Origin of the sequence: Nonomuraea fuscirosea (genome assembly GCF_003001935.1) — a bacterium.
GTDB classification, from domain to species: Bacteria; Actinomycetota; Actinomycetes; order Streptosporangiales; family Streptosporangiaceae; genus Nonomuraea; species Nonomuraea fuscirosea.
This window is the reverse complement of sequence record NZ_PVNG01000001.1, coordinates 22831-37203: the sequence shown is the minus strand read 5'-3', so window position 1 is coordinate 37203 and position 14373 is coordinate 22831. Positions and strand designations below refer to the sequence as shown.

Annotated in this window: 11 protein-coding genes; 6 read left to right on the top strand and 5 right to left on the bottom strand. The window is 73.9% G+C overall.

The genetic code is table 11. The features are described from left to right. Positions 1–35: 35 nt before the first annotated feature. Both fabF and B0I32_RS00145 read left to right on the top strand, forming a co-directional pair. Entirely contained in the window at positions 36–1268 is a 1233-nt protein-coding gene (fabF, locus tag B0I32_RS00150; RefSeq protein WP_106233860.1) for a beta-ketoacyl-ACP synthase II, read from the top strand. Then, complete coding sequence (locus tag B0I32_RS00145) at positions 1269–2693, top strand: acyl-CoA carboxylase subunit beta (protein WP_106233858.1); 1425 nt, start codon at positions 1269–1271, stop codon at positions 2691–2693. It begins immediately after the preceding gene. A 197-nt stretch (positions 2694–2890) separates the two neighbouring features. Here the strand turns inward: B0I32_RS00145 and B0I32_RS00140 are convergent, their stop codons facing one another. Then, a complete protein-coding gene (locus B0I32_RS00140; RefSeq protein WP_106233856.1) occupies positions 2891–3385 on the bottom strand; it encodes a DUF3145 domain-containing protein in 495 nt (164 codons plus the stop codon). A 175-nt stretch (positions 3386–3560) separates the two neighbouring features. On the opposite strand from B0I32_RS00140, the gene B0I32_RS00135 reads away from it, so the two are divergent. The 4 genes from B0I32_RS00135 (at position 3561) to B0I32_RS00120 (ending at position 8227) form a co-directional block, all read left to right on the top strand. Further along, a complete protein-coding gene (locus B0I32_RS00135) occupies positions 3561–4574 on the top strand; it encodes a S8 family peptidase (RefSeq protein WP_106233855.1) in 1014 nt (337 codons plus the stop codon). 72 nt (positions 4575–4646) lie between these two features. Next, on the top strand, positions 4647–5183 hold the full coding sequence (locus B0I32_RS00130) for an RNA polymerase sigma factor (RefSeq protein ID WP_106233853.1): 537 nt from the start codon (positions 4647–4649) through the stop codon (positions 5181–5183). Continuing rightward, a complete protein-coding gene (locus B0I32_RS00125; protein WP_106233852.1) occupies positions 5180–5632 on the top strand; it encodes a hypothetical protein in 453 nt (150 codons plus the stop codon). The genes B0I32_RS00130 and B0I32_RS00125 overlap by 4 nt, the downstream gene beginning before the upstream one ends. Positions 5633–5704: 72 nt before the next feature. Continuing rightward, positions 5705–8227 carry a CHAT domain-containing protein gene (locus B0I32_RS00120; protein WP_106233850.1) on the top strand — a complete coding sequence of 841 codons (2523 nt, stop codon included), beginning with the start codon at positions 5705–5707 and terminating at the stop codon, positions 8225–8227. An 18-nt stretch (positions 8228–8245) separates the two neighbouring features. Here the strand turns inward: B0I32_RS00120 and B0I32_RS00115 are convergent, their stop codons facing one another. From B0I32_RS00115 to B0I32_RS00100, 4 genes are all read right to left on the bottom strand, one after another. After that, positions 8246–9061 (bottom strand): sulfurtransferase, encoded by an 816-nt coding sequence (locus B0I32_RS00115; protein ID WP_106233848.1) that lies wholly within the window; start codon positions 9059–9061, stop codon positions 8246–8248. Then, complete coding sequence (locus B0I32_RS00110) at positions 9058–10170, bottom strand: alkaline phosphatase family protein (protein ID WP_106233847.1); 1113 nt, start codon at positions 10168–10170, stop codon at positions 9058–9060. The genes B0I32_RS00115 and B0I32_RS00110 overlap by 4 nt, the downstream gene beginning before the upstream one ends. A gap of 680 nt (positions 10171–10850) precedes the next feature. Then, positions 10851–11441: a DUF5998 family protein gene (locus B0I32_RS00105; RefSeq protein ID WP_106233845.1), complete on the bottom strand. Its 591-nt coding sequence runs from the start codon at positions 11439–11441 to the stop codon at positions 10851–10853. Between the two features lie 135 nt (positions 11442–11576). Beyond that, on the bottom strand, positions 11577–14273 hold the full coding sequence (locus B0I32_RS00100; RefSeq protein WP_106233843.1) for a bifunctional acetate--CoA ligase family protein/GNAT family N-acetyltransferase: 2697 nt from the start codon (positions 14271–14273) through the stop codon (positions 11577–11579). Positions 14274–14373 lie beyond the last annotated feature (100 nt).

The window sequence follows — 14373 nt, the reverse complement described above, 5'->3', positions numbered from 1 at the left end:
ACCACAACTGACCATCTAGCAAGGAGCGCGAAAACGTGAGTGCGAACCGGGTACGTGTCGTCGTCACCGGGCTTGGCGCGACGACGCCCGTCGGTGGAGACGTCACCTCGACCTGGACGGCGCTCCTAGCCGGTCAGTCGGGTGTCGAGACCCTCACCACGGACTGGATCGACACCGTCCCCGTGAAGTTCGCGGGGACGGCCGCGGTCGATCCGGCCGGGGTGCTGCCCCGGCCCGAGGCCCGCCGGCTCGACCGCAGCGAACAGTTCGCCCTGGTCGCCTCCAGGGAGGCCTGGCAGGACGCCGGCGCCCCCGAGGTGGCGCCGGAGCGGCTGGGCGTCGTGGTCTCCAGCGGCATCGGCGGCATCTCGACGACGCTCACGGCGTACGACACCTATCGCGAGCGCGGCTGGAACCGGCTCTCGCCCTTCACCGTGCCGATGCTCATGCCCAACGGCCCGGCCGCCTGGATCGGTCTCGACCTGGGCGCCCAGGCGGGTGTGCACGCCACGGTGTCGGCGTGCGCGTCCGGCGCCGAGGCCATCGGCTACGCGATGGACATGATCAGGGCCGGTCGCGCCGACGTCGTCGTCGCCGGCGGCACCGAGGCCGCCATCCACGGCCTCAACATGGCGGCCTTCGCCGCAGCGCGGGCCATGTCCCAGCGCAACGACGACCCGCAGGGCGCCTCACGCCCGTGGGACCGCGACCGCGACGGCTTCGTCCTCGGCGAGGGCGCCGGCATCGTGGTCCTGGAGTCGGAAGAGCACGCCAGGGCGCGCGGCGCGCGCGTCTACGCCTACTGCTCGGGCATCGGCTACTCCGCCGACGCCCACCACATCACCCAGCCCGAGCCCGAGGGCCGGGGCCAGATCATGGCGATGACGCAGGCGCTCACCGACGCCGACATCACCGGGCTCGACGTCAAGCACGTCAACGCGCACGCCACCTCGACTCCCGCCGGTGACGTCGGCGAGGTGCAGGCGGTGGCCAAGGCCATCGGCAACCACCCGCTGGTCACCTCGACCAAGTCCATGACCGGCCACCTGCTCGGCGGCGCGGGCGGCATCGAGTCCGTCTTCACGATCAAGGCTCTGCAGGAGCGGATCGTCCCGCGCACGATCAACATCGACAACCTCGACGACGGCATCGACGTGGACCTCGTCTACGGCGCGAACCGCACGCTGCCGGCGGGCGATATCGCCGCGGTCAACAACTCGTTCGGATTCGGCGGGCACAACGTGGCCGTCGTGTTTAAGGGGGCATGAATGACCGTGCTCGACAATCGGGTGGTGAGCGACGGCTCCGAACAGGAGCCCCTCGATCCCCGGCATCCAGTCGTCCGCATGACGGCGCTCCTCGACGAGGGCTCGCTGCGGCTGATCACTCCTGAGGACAAGAGCGGCGTCATGGCCGCCATGGGCCGGGTCGAGGGCGTTCCCGTCGTCGTCTTCTGCAGCGACGCCCGCTTCCAGGGCGGCGCGATGGGCAGCGAGGGCTGCGAGCACATCGTGCACGCCTACGACGTGGCGGTCCGCGAGCGGGTGCCGGTCATCGGCATCTGGCACTCCGGCGGCGCGCGCATCCCCGAGGGCGTCGAGTCGCTGCACGCGGTCGGCCGCGTCTTCGCCGCCATGACCAAGGCGTCCGGCGTCGTGCCGCAGATCTCCGTGGTCGTCGGCCCCGCCGCCGGCGGCGCCGCCTACGGGCCCGCGCTCACCGACCTGGTCATCCTGGCCGACTCCGGCCGCATCTTCGTCACCGGTCCCGACGTCGTGCGCAGCGTCACCGGCGAGAACGTCGACAGCGCCTCCCTGGGCGGCCCCGAGCCGCACAGCAAGCGCAGCGGCGTCGTGCACATCGTGACCAAGTCCGAGACCGACGCCTACGTCCGGGCCCGCCAGCTCGCCACGCTGCTCGGCCACCAGGGCCGGGTGCGCACGGGCGCGGTGGAGGAGGTCGACTTCTCCACTCTGCTGCCCGAGTCCGCGCGCCGGGCATACGACGTCAAGCCGCTGGTCAACGGCCTGCTCGACGAGCCCGGTCTTGAGCTGCACCCCAAGTGGGCGCCCAACATCGTGACCACGCTCGGCCGTCTCGGCGGCCGGACGGTCGGCGTCATCGCCAACAACCCGATGCGACTGGGCGGCTGCCTCGACGCCACGTCCGCCGAGAAAGCTGCCCGCTTCGTACGTATGTGTGACGCTTTCGGGGTGCCGTTGGTTGTCCTCGTGGACGTTCCCGGTTATCTGCCGGGCGTCGGGCAGGAGCACGACGGCGTGGTCCGGCGCGGGGCCAAGCTGCTGCACGCCTTCGCCGAGGCGTCGGTGCCGCGGGTCACGCTGGTCACGCGCAAGGCGTACGGCGGGGCGTACATCGCGATGAACTCCCGCGCCCTCGGCGCGACCAAGGTGTTCGCCTGGCCGACCACCGAGGTGGCGGTCATGGGCGCGGTGGCCGCGGTGCGCATCCTCAAGCGGCGCGAACTCGCCGCCGCGCCCGAGGACGAGCGGGCCGAGCTGGAGCAGCGCCTGGCCGAGGAGCACACCAAGCTCGCCGGCGGCCTGGAGCGGGCGCAGGAGCTGGGGGTCATCGACGAGGTGATCAAGCCCGCGGAGACCCGCGGCGCCATCGCCAAGGTCCTCGCCCAGGCCACCCCCGCCAGGGGCGCCCACGGGAACATCCCGCTGTAACACGTCTTACACCGCTCGGGCCCGCACCTGTTCACCAGGTGCGGGCCCTTCGGCTGTCGGGGCACGGCCTATCGGGCTTGGACGGTCGGACTCGGGAGGTCGGGGACGGTCCAGTGGGCGGCCCAGTGGGCGGCCGGGCGCCACGCGGCGCGGCGGCCTCGACCGGGACGCCCGGCGTGGAGCGGCGGCAGGCCAGGTCAGACGGCCGCGTGCAGCCAGCGGACCGGTGCGCCGTCGCCGGCGTACCGGAACGGCTCAAGCTCCTCGTCCCACGGTCTGCCGAGCATCTTGTCCAGCTCGTCCTCCAGCACGCACCGCCCCTGCGCCGCTGTCATCATCGCGGCGCGGAGCCGGTCCTCGGGGATCATGATGTCGCCGGCGACGCCGATGACCGCCGTGAAGGCGCCGAGCGTCGGCGTGTAGGCATGCCGGGAGCCGTCGACGCCCGGTGAGGCGTCCTCGGTGATCTCGAATCTCAGGCGCTGCCAGCCCATGAGGGAGGAGGCGATGGCCGCCGCGATGCCGGCGCGCCCCTCCCACTCCGCCTGTGCGCGCACGACGTTGGGCGCGGCGGGCTGCGGAGTCCACGTCAGGTCTACGGGCACGCCAAGGACACCCGCGACTGCCCATTCGATGTGAGGGCACAGCGCGGGCTGAGCCGAGTGGACGTAAAGGACGCCACGAGCAGACACCGGACCTCCCGTTTCGGTACGAGGTGCGCCTTCCCCAACGGCCTCGTATCGGGATGATCACAAGTGACTAGGGAGAGACTACCGTCGGTCGCAATCCGACACCAGAGGGGGGCCATACCAAGTTGGTGCGGGAGTGGCGGGTGACAGTTCGCCCACGGCGGAAAGATACCCGCTCATGGAAATGCAATCTGTCGGCGAGGCGTACATCCGCCCAGGTCAGGTCCTGACCGACCGGACCTCCCTCGCCGCCGTGTCGCGCTGGACCCAGGCGGTCTCGGAGGCGGACGGAGTCTGCGTCGTCCACCTGACTCCCGGCGCCGACCCCTGCGAGGTCACCGCCGAACTCCGCGACCAGGGCCTGCGGGCGTCGCCCAACCACGTCCTGCGCGGCCAGCCCCTGTTCTTCGGCGGCCCCGCGTCCCGGCCCTTCCCCACCGAGCCGATCGGCCACAGACGGGCCAGATCCCGCTCCGACGTCGTCGTGGGCCTGCTGGACACCGGCGTGGCCAAGCATCCGTGGTGGTCCGGCAGCGACTGGTACGCCCGTCTCTCCCCCGAGGACGCGGACGCCGCCGAGGGCTCGCAGGCGGGACACGGCACGTTCCTCGCGGGCCTGCTGACCCGCCTGGCGCCCGGCGTGTCGCTGAGCGTGCGCCGGGTACTGGACGGCGACGGCCTCGGCGACGAGGCGAGCATCGTGCGCGCCCTCAACCGCCTGCGTGAGCGCCCCCCGCAGGTGCTCAACCTCTCCTTCGGCGGCCACACCTTCGACGACCGGCCCCCGCCCCTGCTGTCGGACGCCATCGCCGGCCTGACGAACACGGTGACCGTGGCCTGCGCCGGCAACACCGCCTCCGACCGGCCGTTCTGGCCCGCCGCGCTGCCGTTCGTGGTCGGCGTGGCGGCCGTGGACGCCGGCGAACGGCACCGGGCGCCCTATTCCGGGTACGGCACCTGGGTGGACGCGTGCGCCAGGGGCGACTGGCTGACCAGCAGCTTCCTGGACACCGGCGAGTACGGCGGTTACGCGGCGTGGAGCGGCACGTCGTTCGCCACGGCGCTGGTGGCCGGGGCCATCGCCGACGCCGCCGCCCGCGAGCCGGCCAAGGAGTGGATCAGGCGTGTCCTCGACTCCGGGGAGACCCGCGAAATTGCCGATCTGGGGGTTCTCTTCCCGGCGAGTCTGTAGAGTTTACGCACAGTCCCCGGTCAATCACGAGGAGGCATGATCGCCTTTCCGTGCCGGTGGAAAGGAGGCCGTATGCGTGATCCCCGCGAGCCGGCGGAGCTGCTGACGGCCGCCGCCGACGGCGACAGATCGGCCTGGGACGAGCTCGAACACCGCTTCGGGCCACGCATGTGGGCGGTGGCCCGCGCGTGCGGCCTGGGCCCGGCGGACGCGGCGGACGCCGTCCAGGGCGCCTGGCTCCGCCTGCTCCAGCATCTCCACGACCTGCGGGATCCGGCGAGGGTGGGCGGCTGGCTCGCCACGACCGTGCGCCGCGAGGCCCTGCTGATGCTGCGCAAGGAGCGGCTGGGCGCCTCGTCGTTCGAGATCGCCGACGATCCCGACCCCGCCGCGGCCGTCCTGGAGGCCGACGGCCGCCGCACGCTCTGGCAGTCGGTCTCCGCGCTGCACGAACCCTGCCGTTCCCTCCTCCAGCTGGTCGCCATCGATCTGGGAAACCAGCAGGTGGCGGCCCGGCTCGGACTGCCCACGGGCAGCGTCGGCCCGACCAAGGCCCGCTGCCTGGAAAAACTGCGCACTCTGCTCTCACTACAGGAGACAGCGCAATGATCAACGACGAATACTTTCTCGCGGCCCTCCGGCTGAGCTCGGGCAACGACCCGATCCCCGGCCAGGTGTCCGCGGCCGCCCGCGACGCCTACCGGCTCCGGGTCCCACGGGCGGTGACCGCCGCCTACGCCGAGTCCGCCACGATCCGCAGCGTCCGCGACGACGACAGCTCCCATCTGGTGCGCTTCGTCGCGGCCGGGCTCACCTTCGACCTGGAGGTGACCGAGGGCGACGGGCTCATCGACGTGGCCGGGCACATCTCCCCCTACCCGGGAGAGGGGGCGCTCGTCGATGTGAGATCACCGCACATGACCCTCACCCGGCGCATCGGCGACACCGGCCACTTCGTCGCCACCGGGCTGCCGCCCGGCTGGCTCAGCATCGTGTGCCACCGGCCCGGTCACGCGCCCATCCAGACGGCCTGGGTACGCATCCGTCCCTGCCCCTGATCCGTTGATCCATCGCCGTACGGCCGGGGAGGCCGCGCCCCTTCTCCCGGTCGTCTTCCGACCGAGACCGGCATGAGCGCATCACGGCACGAACAGGCCCCGTCAGGCGACCTCCCTCCGCTCGTCACGGCGGCGGAGGCCGCGATGACGCGGTCGCTGGTCGATCCCGACCACGCCCTGCGCGCGGCCCGCGTCGTCCTGGCGGCCGCCCGCCGTACCGGATGTGCCGAGGCGGTGGCCGTGACCCTGCGGGCGATGGCGCTGGCCTCCCGCGAGCTGGGCGACCTCGCCGCCGCCGAGCAGCACCTCCGCGCGGCCATCGGCACCCGCGGCGCCCCGCCGCACCGGATCGCGCAGGCCCGGCTGTCTCTCGTCACCGTACGCACCGAGCGCGGCCATCCGCTGCAGGCCCTCCGCATGGCCGCCCTGGCCTGGGCCTACCTGCCCCCGCTGGATCGGGCCAAGCTGGACACCCAGCGCGCGGTGGCCCTCGGGCATCTCGGCCGCCACGAGGAGGCCATCGCCGCCTGCGACCGCGCGCTGCGCGCCCTCGTGGACGCGCCCGGCACGATCGACGACCGCAGGTTCCTGGCGGGCGGGCTGCTCAACCGCGGGCTCATCCACTCCTACCGGGGCGACTGGGACGCCGCCCTGCGTGACCTGTCCGCCTGCCTGCGCATCGCCCACCAGGCCGGGCTGGCGCACCTGGCCCGCCTGTCCGCGGCCAACCTGCCCTTCCTCGCGGTCCGCCGGGGCGACCTCGCGGCGGCGTTCAAGCACTACCGCGAGGCCGAGGACACCCTGCTCGGCTTCCCCGAGCGGCTGGCCACCATGCGGGCCGACTTCGCCGGGGCATTGCTCGCCGCGCACCTGCCGGGCGAGGCCAGGGCCATGCTGAGCCTGGCCGTACCCGACCTGGAGGCGTCGGACGCCCACGTGGCGCTGGCCGAGGCGCGGCTGAAGCTGGCCCAGGTGGAGCTGCTGACCGGAGACCCGCACCGGGCCAGGCAGGTGGCCGAGCAGGCCGCCCGCGAGCTGGCCGGCCAGGAGCGGACGTCGTGGCTGCCGCTGGCCGCGGAGGTCGTCCTGCGCGCCCGGCTGGCTCTCGAACCCGTCACCCCCGAGCTGGTCGCCGAGCTGATCGCGTGCGCGGACGAGCAGGAGGCAGGGCTCACCCACCGGGCCGGAGCGGCGGCGCTGCGGCTGGCGGCGGCCGAGGCGGCGCTCACCGTCGGCGACCAGGCGACGGCCCGCACGCAGCTGGACCGGCTCACGCGGGACGCCGTGCGCGAGCGCCGGACGCCCGCGGGGACCCGGCCGGCCTCGCTGGCGTCCGAGCCGCGGGCGCGGCGGTCCGCGCAGGCGGAGCAGGTCCCCGTCCAGGTGCGCCAGCACGCGCTCGCCCTGCGGGCGGCGCTGCGTGAGGACGTCGCCGGGGCCTTCCGGGCGATCCGCGACGGACTGGCGGAGGTGAGCGGGCGGGTGGAGGCGTTCGAGGACCCGTCGCTGCGCGCCCACGCGGCCAGGGCCGGGGAGCGGCTGGCGGCCTACGGGCTGGAGCTGGCGGTCCGCGACGGGAGCGCCGAGGAGGTGTTCGAGTGGGCCGAGCGGTGGCGGGCCGTGGCCGCTCCCGCGCACGCCCGCGCCCTGACCGACCCCGGCCTCGTCCGTACCGAACTGGGGGACGGCGCCCTGGTCGAGTACGTGGCCGACCGGGACGCGCTGCTGGCCGTGGTCGTGACCGCCGAACGCCTGGCGCTGCGCCGGCTGGGCGGCGTGCACCAGGTCAAGGAGGCGATCGTGCGGTTGCGCTACGCCCTGCGCCGGCACGGCTGCCCCGGCGACGTGGAGGCCGCGGCCACGGAGCTCGAACGGCTGGTGCTGCTGCCTCTGGCGGCCGAGCTGGGTGACCGGCCGCTGGTGGTGGTGCCGGTGGGCCCGCTGCACACGCTGCCGTGGGCCGCGCTGCCCTGCCTGCGTGAGCGGCCGGTCAACGTGGCGTCCGGGGCGACCGCCTGGCTGCGGGCCCGCTGGTCGCGCGGCCCGCGCCCGGACGCCCCGCCGCTGGTGTCGGCCGCGGCCGGACCCGCGCTGGCCCACGCGCAGGGCGAGGTCGCACACGTGCTGGGCTGCCATCCCCGCGGGCGGCAGGTGCCGGGACGCGTCGCGCCGGTGCTGGAGGCGCTGGGGACGGCGGACGTCGTGCACCTGGCGGCGCACGGCATGTTCCACGCGCGCAGCCCGCTGGTGTCGGGGATCACCCTGGAGGACGGGTCGCTGATGGCGTACGACCTGCTGGACCTCACGCGCTCGGCCGGGCTCGTGGTGCTGTCGGCCTGCAACTCCGGGATGTCGCGTACGCCGATGGAGGGGACGCCGCTCGGGTTGCCCGGGACGTTCCTCGCCAAAGGGGCGGCCTGTGTGATCGCCGGGATGGTGCCCGTGGGGGACGAGACGGCCAGGGCGATGATGAGCGCGTTCCACGAGCTGCTGGCGGCGGGGCAGCCGCCGGACGCGGCGCTGGCGTGCGCGGCGGCCAAGACCGGCGAGTACGGCTTCACCTGCTTCGGCGCCGGCGACCAGCCCCTCTACTGAGGATCGCGGTGGGAGTGGTCAGCCGGTGGCGACGGGGCGGGTGGGGTCGGCGACCCAGTTGGACCACGAGCCCACGTACAGGGCCGCGGGCAGGCCCGCCACCTCCATCGCGAGCACCTCGTGCGCGGCGGTCACCCCGGAGCCGCAGTAGGCCCCGGCCTCGACGCCCGCGCCCGCACCCAGCGCGGTGAAGCGGGCCCTGAGCGACTCGGGGTCGAGGAAGCGGCCGTCGGGGCCGACGTTGTCCGTGGTGGGGGCGCTGATCGCGCCGGGGACGTGGCCGGCGACCGGATCGACCGGCTCCACCTCGCCCCGGTAACGCTCGCCGGCCCTGGCGTCCAGCAGCACGCCCCGCCGGGCCAGCGACGACGCCTCGTCGGCCGTCAATGCCGGCATGCCTCCCGGACGCGCGGTGAAGTCGCCCTCCTCCGGCCGCGGGATCTCCTTCGTGACCGGCAGCCCGGCCTCGATCCAGGCGGGCAGGCCGCCGTCGAGCACGCGTACGTCCGGGTGCCCGAAGTAGCGCAGCGCCCACCAGGCCCTGGCCGCGACGGTGGAGCCGGCGTCGTCGTACACCACGACCGGCCGCCCGTCCGAGACGCCCAGCCGCCGCATCGCGCGCTGGAACTCGGCCGCCCCCGGCAGCGGGTGCCGCCCGCCGGGCCCGGGAGGGGCGGCGAGGTCGGTGTCGAGGTCGCAGTAGACGGCGCCGTCGATGTGACCCTCGCGGTAGAACTGCTCCCCGGGCGGGCCGCCGAGCCGCCAGCGGACGTCGAGCACCGTCGCGCCGTCGAGCGCGGCGAGTCCGGCCGGGGTGATCAGCGGGCTGGTCACGTGCGTACCTCCAGGAGCGGGACGTGCTGTTCGGCCGCCGTCAGCGAGCCGTGGTAACCGGTGAACAGGGCCTCGAAGGGGTGGGCCGCGGGAGCGGTGAGCGCCAGGCCGCCGTAGGGCACGGCCACGACGTCGCCGATGCGTCCGAGCCACGCCTCGTGCACGCGGGGCCCGAACCAGCCCGACTCGACCGCCTCCTGCCTGGACACCACCCATGCCTTGCCGCCCAGGATCTCACGCCAGGCCTCCAGCACGCGCTCGGCGGCGCCCTGGTGGGTGTAGACGTGTCGCGCCCTGGCCTCGCCGCCGAGCATCGCCACGCCCTCGGCCAGCTCGGGCGTGCCCTCCACGTCGATCTTCTCGGTGGCGTTGACCATGCCGTGGTCGGCGGTGACGTAGAGGGTGGCGCCCGGCGGCAGCCCTTCGGCCAGGCGCCGCGCCATGTCGTCGACGATTTCGAGCTGGCGCAGCCACTCCTCGCCGCCCCACCCCACCATGTGGCCGGTGGCGTCGAGGTCGCCGTAGTAGACGGTGACGTGTGCGGGGCGCCGCTCGCGCAGCGCCTCCAGGGTGCGGGCGACGCGGTCGTCCACGGAGTCGGCGGCCAGGTAGCGTACGCCGCGGAAGACGGCGCCGGTCAGGCCGGTGCGCTCGTACTCGGCGGGGGCGACGTAGGCGGGCTCGACCCCGGCCCGCGCGGCGCGCTGGTAGATCGTCGTCGCGGGCTGCCACTCCTCCGGGTCCATGACCAGGCCGTCGGGCAGCTTCCAGCGCAGGCAGTTGAACAAGTGGCCCGCGCCCGGCACCGCCAGCAGCATCCCCACCATGCCGTGCTCACCCGGCGTCAGCCCCGTGCCCAGGGTGCACAGGCTCGTGACGGTGGTGGCGGGGAAACCGGCGGTCAGCGTCCTGCTCGGCAGGCCGGACAGGAACGGCGCGGTCTCGGGGTGGGCCTTGAGGAGCTCGGCTCCCAGGCCGTCGACCAGGAACAGGCACACCCGGTCGGTGGGCTCCAGGGCCAGCGCGTTGGGCTCGCGCAGACCGAGAGCGGCCATCAGCGAGCCCGGCACATCCGCCAGCGACCCGCCGCCGTAACCCGGCACCAGCATGCCCTCAGTCTAGCCCTCCGTGATCGCCACCCACCGCCGCGATCGTCGAGGTGCGGCCCGCTCCCGGCCGGGCCCGCGCGGGTGCATGCGGCAGGCGCGCCGCACATGGCTCCCCGTGCCGTCAGCAGCACGGAGCCACGGCAGGTCCACGCGGGTGCATGCGGCAGGCGCGGTGCACATGGCTCCCCCGTGCCGTCAGCACCATGGAGTCACGGCAGGTCCACGCCGTGATCACCGCCGCGATCACCGCTCCGGGCAGCCCGTCACAGTCTCCGCGACGTCGCAGGGCGGGGTACCGAGCGTGGGACGTCGTCGTCCGGCCCCTCGTCACGCCCCTCGTCAGTCCCCTCGTCAGGCCAGGGCGGATCGCCGGGGACGTCGCGGGCCTCAGACAAGCGGCGGCGCGGGTGCGAGCATCCGGTCGGAACGGTCCCGGCGTGTCGCGGGCATCGGGGCGGGGCGGCCCTGAACGTCGCAGGGCATCGGGCGGCCCGGGCAGCGGCTGGGGTGCGGGTTGCAGGGCTCGGGTGCAGCGGGTGGGGTGCGAGGCTCGGGTGGCCGGGTGGGTGGCCGTTCGTCGCGGTGCGGGCGGGGTACGCGGCGGCGCGGGCGGTCGTGGTGGGGTGGCGGGCGGGCCTCAAGGGCGGTGGCCGCGTCCGGGGAGAGGGAGGGGGCTGGGGTCAGGAGGCGGCGCGGGCGGTGGCCTCGGACAGGGCCTTGGCGAAGGCGAGGACGTGGGTGACCGCCTCGGGACCGTCGGCCGCCTCGCTGACCCTGAGCGACAGGTCGTCGGCGGTGATGGCGCCCGTGTAGCCGTGGTCGGCCTCGCAGTTTTCGTCGCCGCACGTGGCCGGCTCGAGGTCCACGTGGGAGATGGCGCCCCAGCCGATGGTGAGCGTCACCTCCGTGGGAGGGACGCCGGGGACGTAGGAGGCGGGGTCGGGCACGACGCGGGTGACGGCGACCGACTGGACGCGGCTCAGCCGCACGGCCTCGGTGGTGGTGGAGGCGTGGGAGGCCGAGACGCCCTCGACCGCCGGGTGCTCGTCGGTGTGGCAGACCAGCAGCCGGGTCGCCGTCAGCACCAGCACGGTGACGTGCCGGCGCACCTCCATCGCGGGATCGAAGGTCGCCTCGTGGTGCACCACGAACGCCGTCACGGCCTCCTTGCCCAGCGCGGATTCGACCGCATCGGTGACGAGGTCGGGGTAGTAGCCGCTGCGCTCTATCGCTTCACGCAGGCCCGCGGCTGAGACTCGGGTTTCCCTCATGGGTCCATCCTGCCAGGGCCGGGCAGCACACTCACCCGCCGGACATAACGCTCTATAACACCTTCTGCTGGTGCATCACCGGGCACAGGGTCACCTTCATTCGCTGAGGCAGCCGGGGCATTCGCTGAGGGCGAATCAGGAGAGCCTGCGGGGGCCGCCGTCCAGCCGGGGGCCCGCCGGGGTGCGCAGGGTGGCGCGGGCGCCGAGGATCATGGCGTCCGACTCGCCCACGAGCACCTGGTCCAGATCCAGGCGGGACACCTCGGGCAGGTCGTGGGCCAGGCGGCCCACGCGTACGAGGACCTCTTCAAGGGCGTCCACCGCCACGGGCGGGTAGCCGTACTCGCCGAACAACAGCGGCGCGGCGCGTACGGACCGGACCAGCGCGGAGGCGTCCTCGCCGGTCAGCGGGGCCAGCCGGAAGCCCTGGTCGAGCAGGAGCCGCGCGGTCACCTCGCCGAGCCCGAACGACACCACGGGCCCGAACGCCGGATCCTCGATCATGCCCACCACCGTCGGCACGGCGGGCTGCGGCGCCATCCGCTGGACGGCCAGCTCCACCCGCTCGCCGGACAGCTCGGCGTAGGCGTGGCGGACCATCTCGGGGCCGGTCAGCCCCAGGCGCACGGTCCCGGCCCGGCGCGAGGCCCCTGGATCGGCCACCTTGACCACCACGGGCCAGCCCAGGCGTTCGGCGGCGGCCACCGCCTCCTCCGGCGAGCCCACGACCTCGGCGGGCCACACGGTCAGGCCGTAGCAGGACAGCAGCTCGGCGGCGTCGACCTCGACCGGCGGCCCGGCCTCCGCGAACCCGCCGGAGACGACCTCGTTCCCGGCCGGGTCGCCGGCGGACAGGGCCTGGTGGACCAGGGCCTTGGCGCGGGCCGTGTCGATCCCGTCCAGCTCGGGCGGCGGCGCCGCGGGCTGGGCGCGCCACGTCGCGTAGCGGACCACGTACGCCAGGGCTCTGACGGCCTCCTCCGGCGCCGCGTACGACGGGATGGAGCCCCGTGCGGGCGTGGACCCCGTACCGGAGGCTCCTGACACGCGCAGGGCCGGATGCATCCCCAGATGACCCCTGAACGTGGTGAGCACCGGTTTGCCCGCGTCCTCGGCGGCCCGCAGCAGCTCGGCCGCCACCTCCTCGGCCCGGCCGGGGATGGGCGGCATGTCGATCACGACGGCCGCGTCCACGTCGGGCGAGGCCAGCTCGCCGGCCAGCGCCGCACCGAACTCGGCCGGCCCGGCGGCGGGCCCCAGGTTGACCGGCGGGCGCGGTTCGAGTCCTGCGGCCACGCAGGCGTCGGCGGCCAGCAGGCCGAGCGCGTCGGAGTTGGTGACGAGCGCGACCCTCGGCCCCGCGGGCAGCGGCTGGTAGGCCAGCAGCTGGCCCACGTCGAAGAGCTGGATGAGGTCGTCCACCCGAATCAGCCCCGCCTGGTCGAAGAGAGAGCCGACCGCGGAGTCGGGCAGACCGAGCTCCTCGGCCGAGTGACCGGAGGGGGTGCCGCCGCTCTTGACCACCACGACGGGCTTGCGGCGGGAGATGCGCCTGGCCAGCCGGGTGAACTTGCGCGGGTTTCCGAGCGACTCCAGGTAGAGCAGGATGACCTCGGTGGAGTCGTCCTCCTCCCAGTACTGCAGCAGGTCGTTGCCCGAGACGTCGGCCCTGTTGCCGGCCGAGACGAACGTCGAGATGCCCATGCCGCGCTGCGCCACCCGCTGCAGGAGCGCGGTGCCGAGCGCGCCGGACTGGCTGAAGAAGCCCACCCTGCCCCGGCCCGGCACGGTGGCGGCGAGGGTGGCGTTGAGCCGGACGGACGGGTCGGTGTTGGCGATGCCGAGGCAGTTGGGACCCACGACGCGCAGGCCGTAGGAGCGGGCGATGCGGGCCAGTTCGTCCTGGCGGGCGCGTCCTCGCGCGCCCGTCTCGCCGAACCCGGAGGAGACCACGACCAGGCCGTGCACGCCCTTCTCCGCGCACTCCTTGACGACGTCGATCACGCCCTCGGCGGGCACCGCGACGACGGCCAGGTCGACCTCGCCGTCGATGGCGCCCACGCTCGGGTACGCCCGGACGCCCGCCACCGCCCGCACCTCCCGGTGCACGGGGTAGACGGGGCCGGTGAAGTCGGCGGCCAGGAGGTTGCGCAGCACGGTCTGGCCCACGCCGCCCGGCTCGCGCGAGGCGCCGATGACCGCGACCGAGCCGGGGGTGAGCAGCCTGGCGATCGAACGGGACTCGGCCCGGTGCTCGCGCGCGGTCGTCACCTCGGCGGAGGTGTCGGTGGGGGTCAGGTCGAGCGTCATGCGGACGACGCCGTCCTCGAACTGGCTCTGGGCCGTGTAGCCGGCCTGGCGCAGCAGCCCCGTCATGCGCATGTTGGCGGGCAGCACGTCGGCGACGAACCGTTCGATGCCGCGCTCGCGGGCCGTGGCGGCCAGGTGTTCGAGCAGGACGGAGGCCACTCCCCTGCCCTGGTGGGCGTCCTCGACGAGGAAGGCCACCTCGGCCTCGCCCGGGCCGGTCCTGTCGTAGCGGATCACGGCCACCATCTCGGTGCCGAGTGTGGCGATCAGCGCGACCCGGTTGACGTAGTCGACGTTCGTGAAGCGCTCGACTTCCCTGTCGGACAGCCGGGGCCTGGGTCCGAAGAAGCGAAAATAGATCGACTCGTCCGACAGTCTGGAGTAGAACGAACGGAGACGGTCGGCGTCGGCGGGCCTGATCGGGCGGACATGCGCGGTGCCGCCGTCCGCGAGAACGACGTCGGCTTCCCAGTGGGCCGGATATTGTGCCTCCACAACCACGAGCGTAAACCTGCATCCCATATGACAAGACCGGGGGCGCGGTTGGGCAACGCTTGTGCATCGAAGGCGACCCCGTGTCCGGCGTACGCCCCACGGGCAGCCCGGAAGCTGTTAGTTTTGC

Bases quoted from the DNA above. Each gene is read 5' to 3' on its own strand.
- B0I32_RS00110 (WP_106233847.1), bottom strand. From the start codon at position 10,170: ATGCTGGTGCCGGGTTACGGCGGCGGGTCGCTGGCGGATGTGCCGGGC.
- B0I32_RS00135 (WP_106233855.1), top strand. From the start codon at position 3,561: ATGGAAATGCAATCTGTCGGCGAGGCGTACATCCGCCCAGGTCAGGTC.
- B0I32_RS00125 (WP_106233852.1), top strand. From the start codon at position 5,180: ATGATCAACGACGAATACTTTCTCGCGGCCCTCCGGCTGAGCTCGGGC.
- B0I32_RS00120 (WP_106233850.1), top strand. From the start codon at position 5,705: ATGAGCGCATCACGGCACGAACAGGCCCCGTCAGGCGACCTCCCTCCG.
- B0I32_RS00130 (WP_106233853.1), top strand. From the start codon at position 4,647: ATGCGTGATCCCCGCGAGCCGGCGGAGCTGCTGACGGCCGCCGCCGAC.
- B0I32_RS00100 (WP_106233843.1), bottom strand. From the start codon at position 14,273: ATGGGATGCAGGTTTACGCTCGTGGTTGTGGAGGCACAATATCCGGCC.
- B0I32_RS00145 (WP_106233858.1), top strand. From the start codon at position 1,269: ATGACCGTGCTCGACAATCGGGTGGTGAGCGACGGCTCCGAACAGGAG.
- B0I32_RS00105 (WP_106233845.1), bottom strand. From the start codon at position 11,441: ATGAGGGAAACCCGAGTCTCAGCCGCGGGCCTGCGTGAAGCGATAGAG.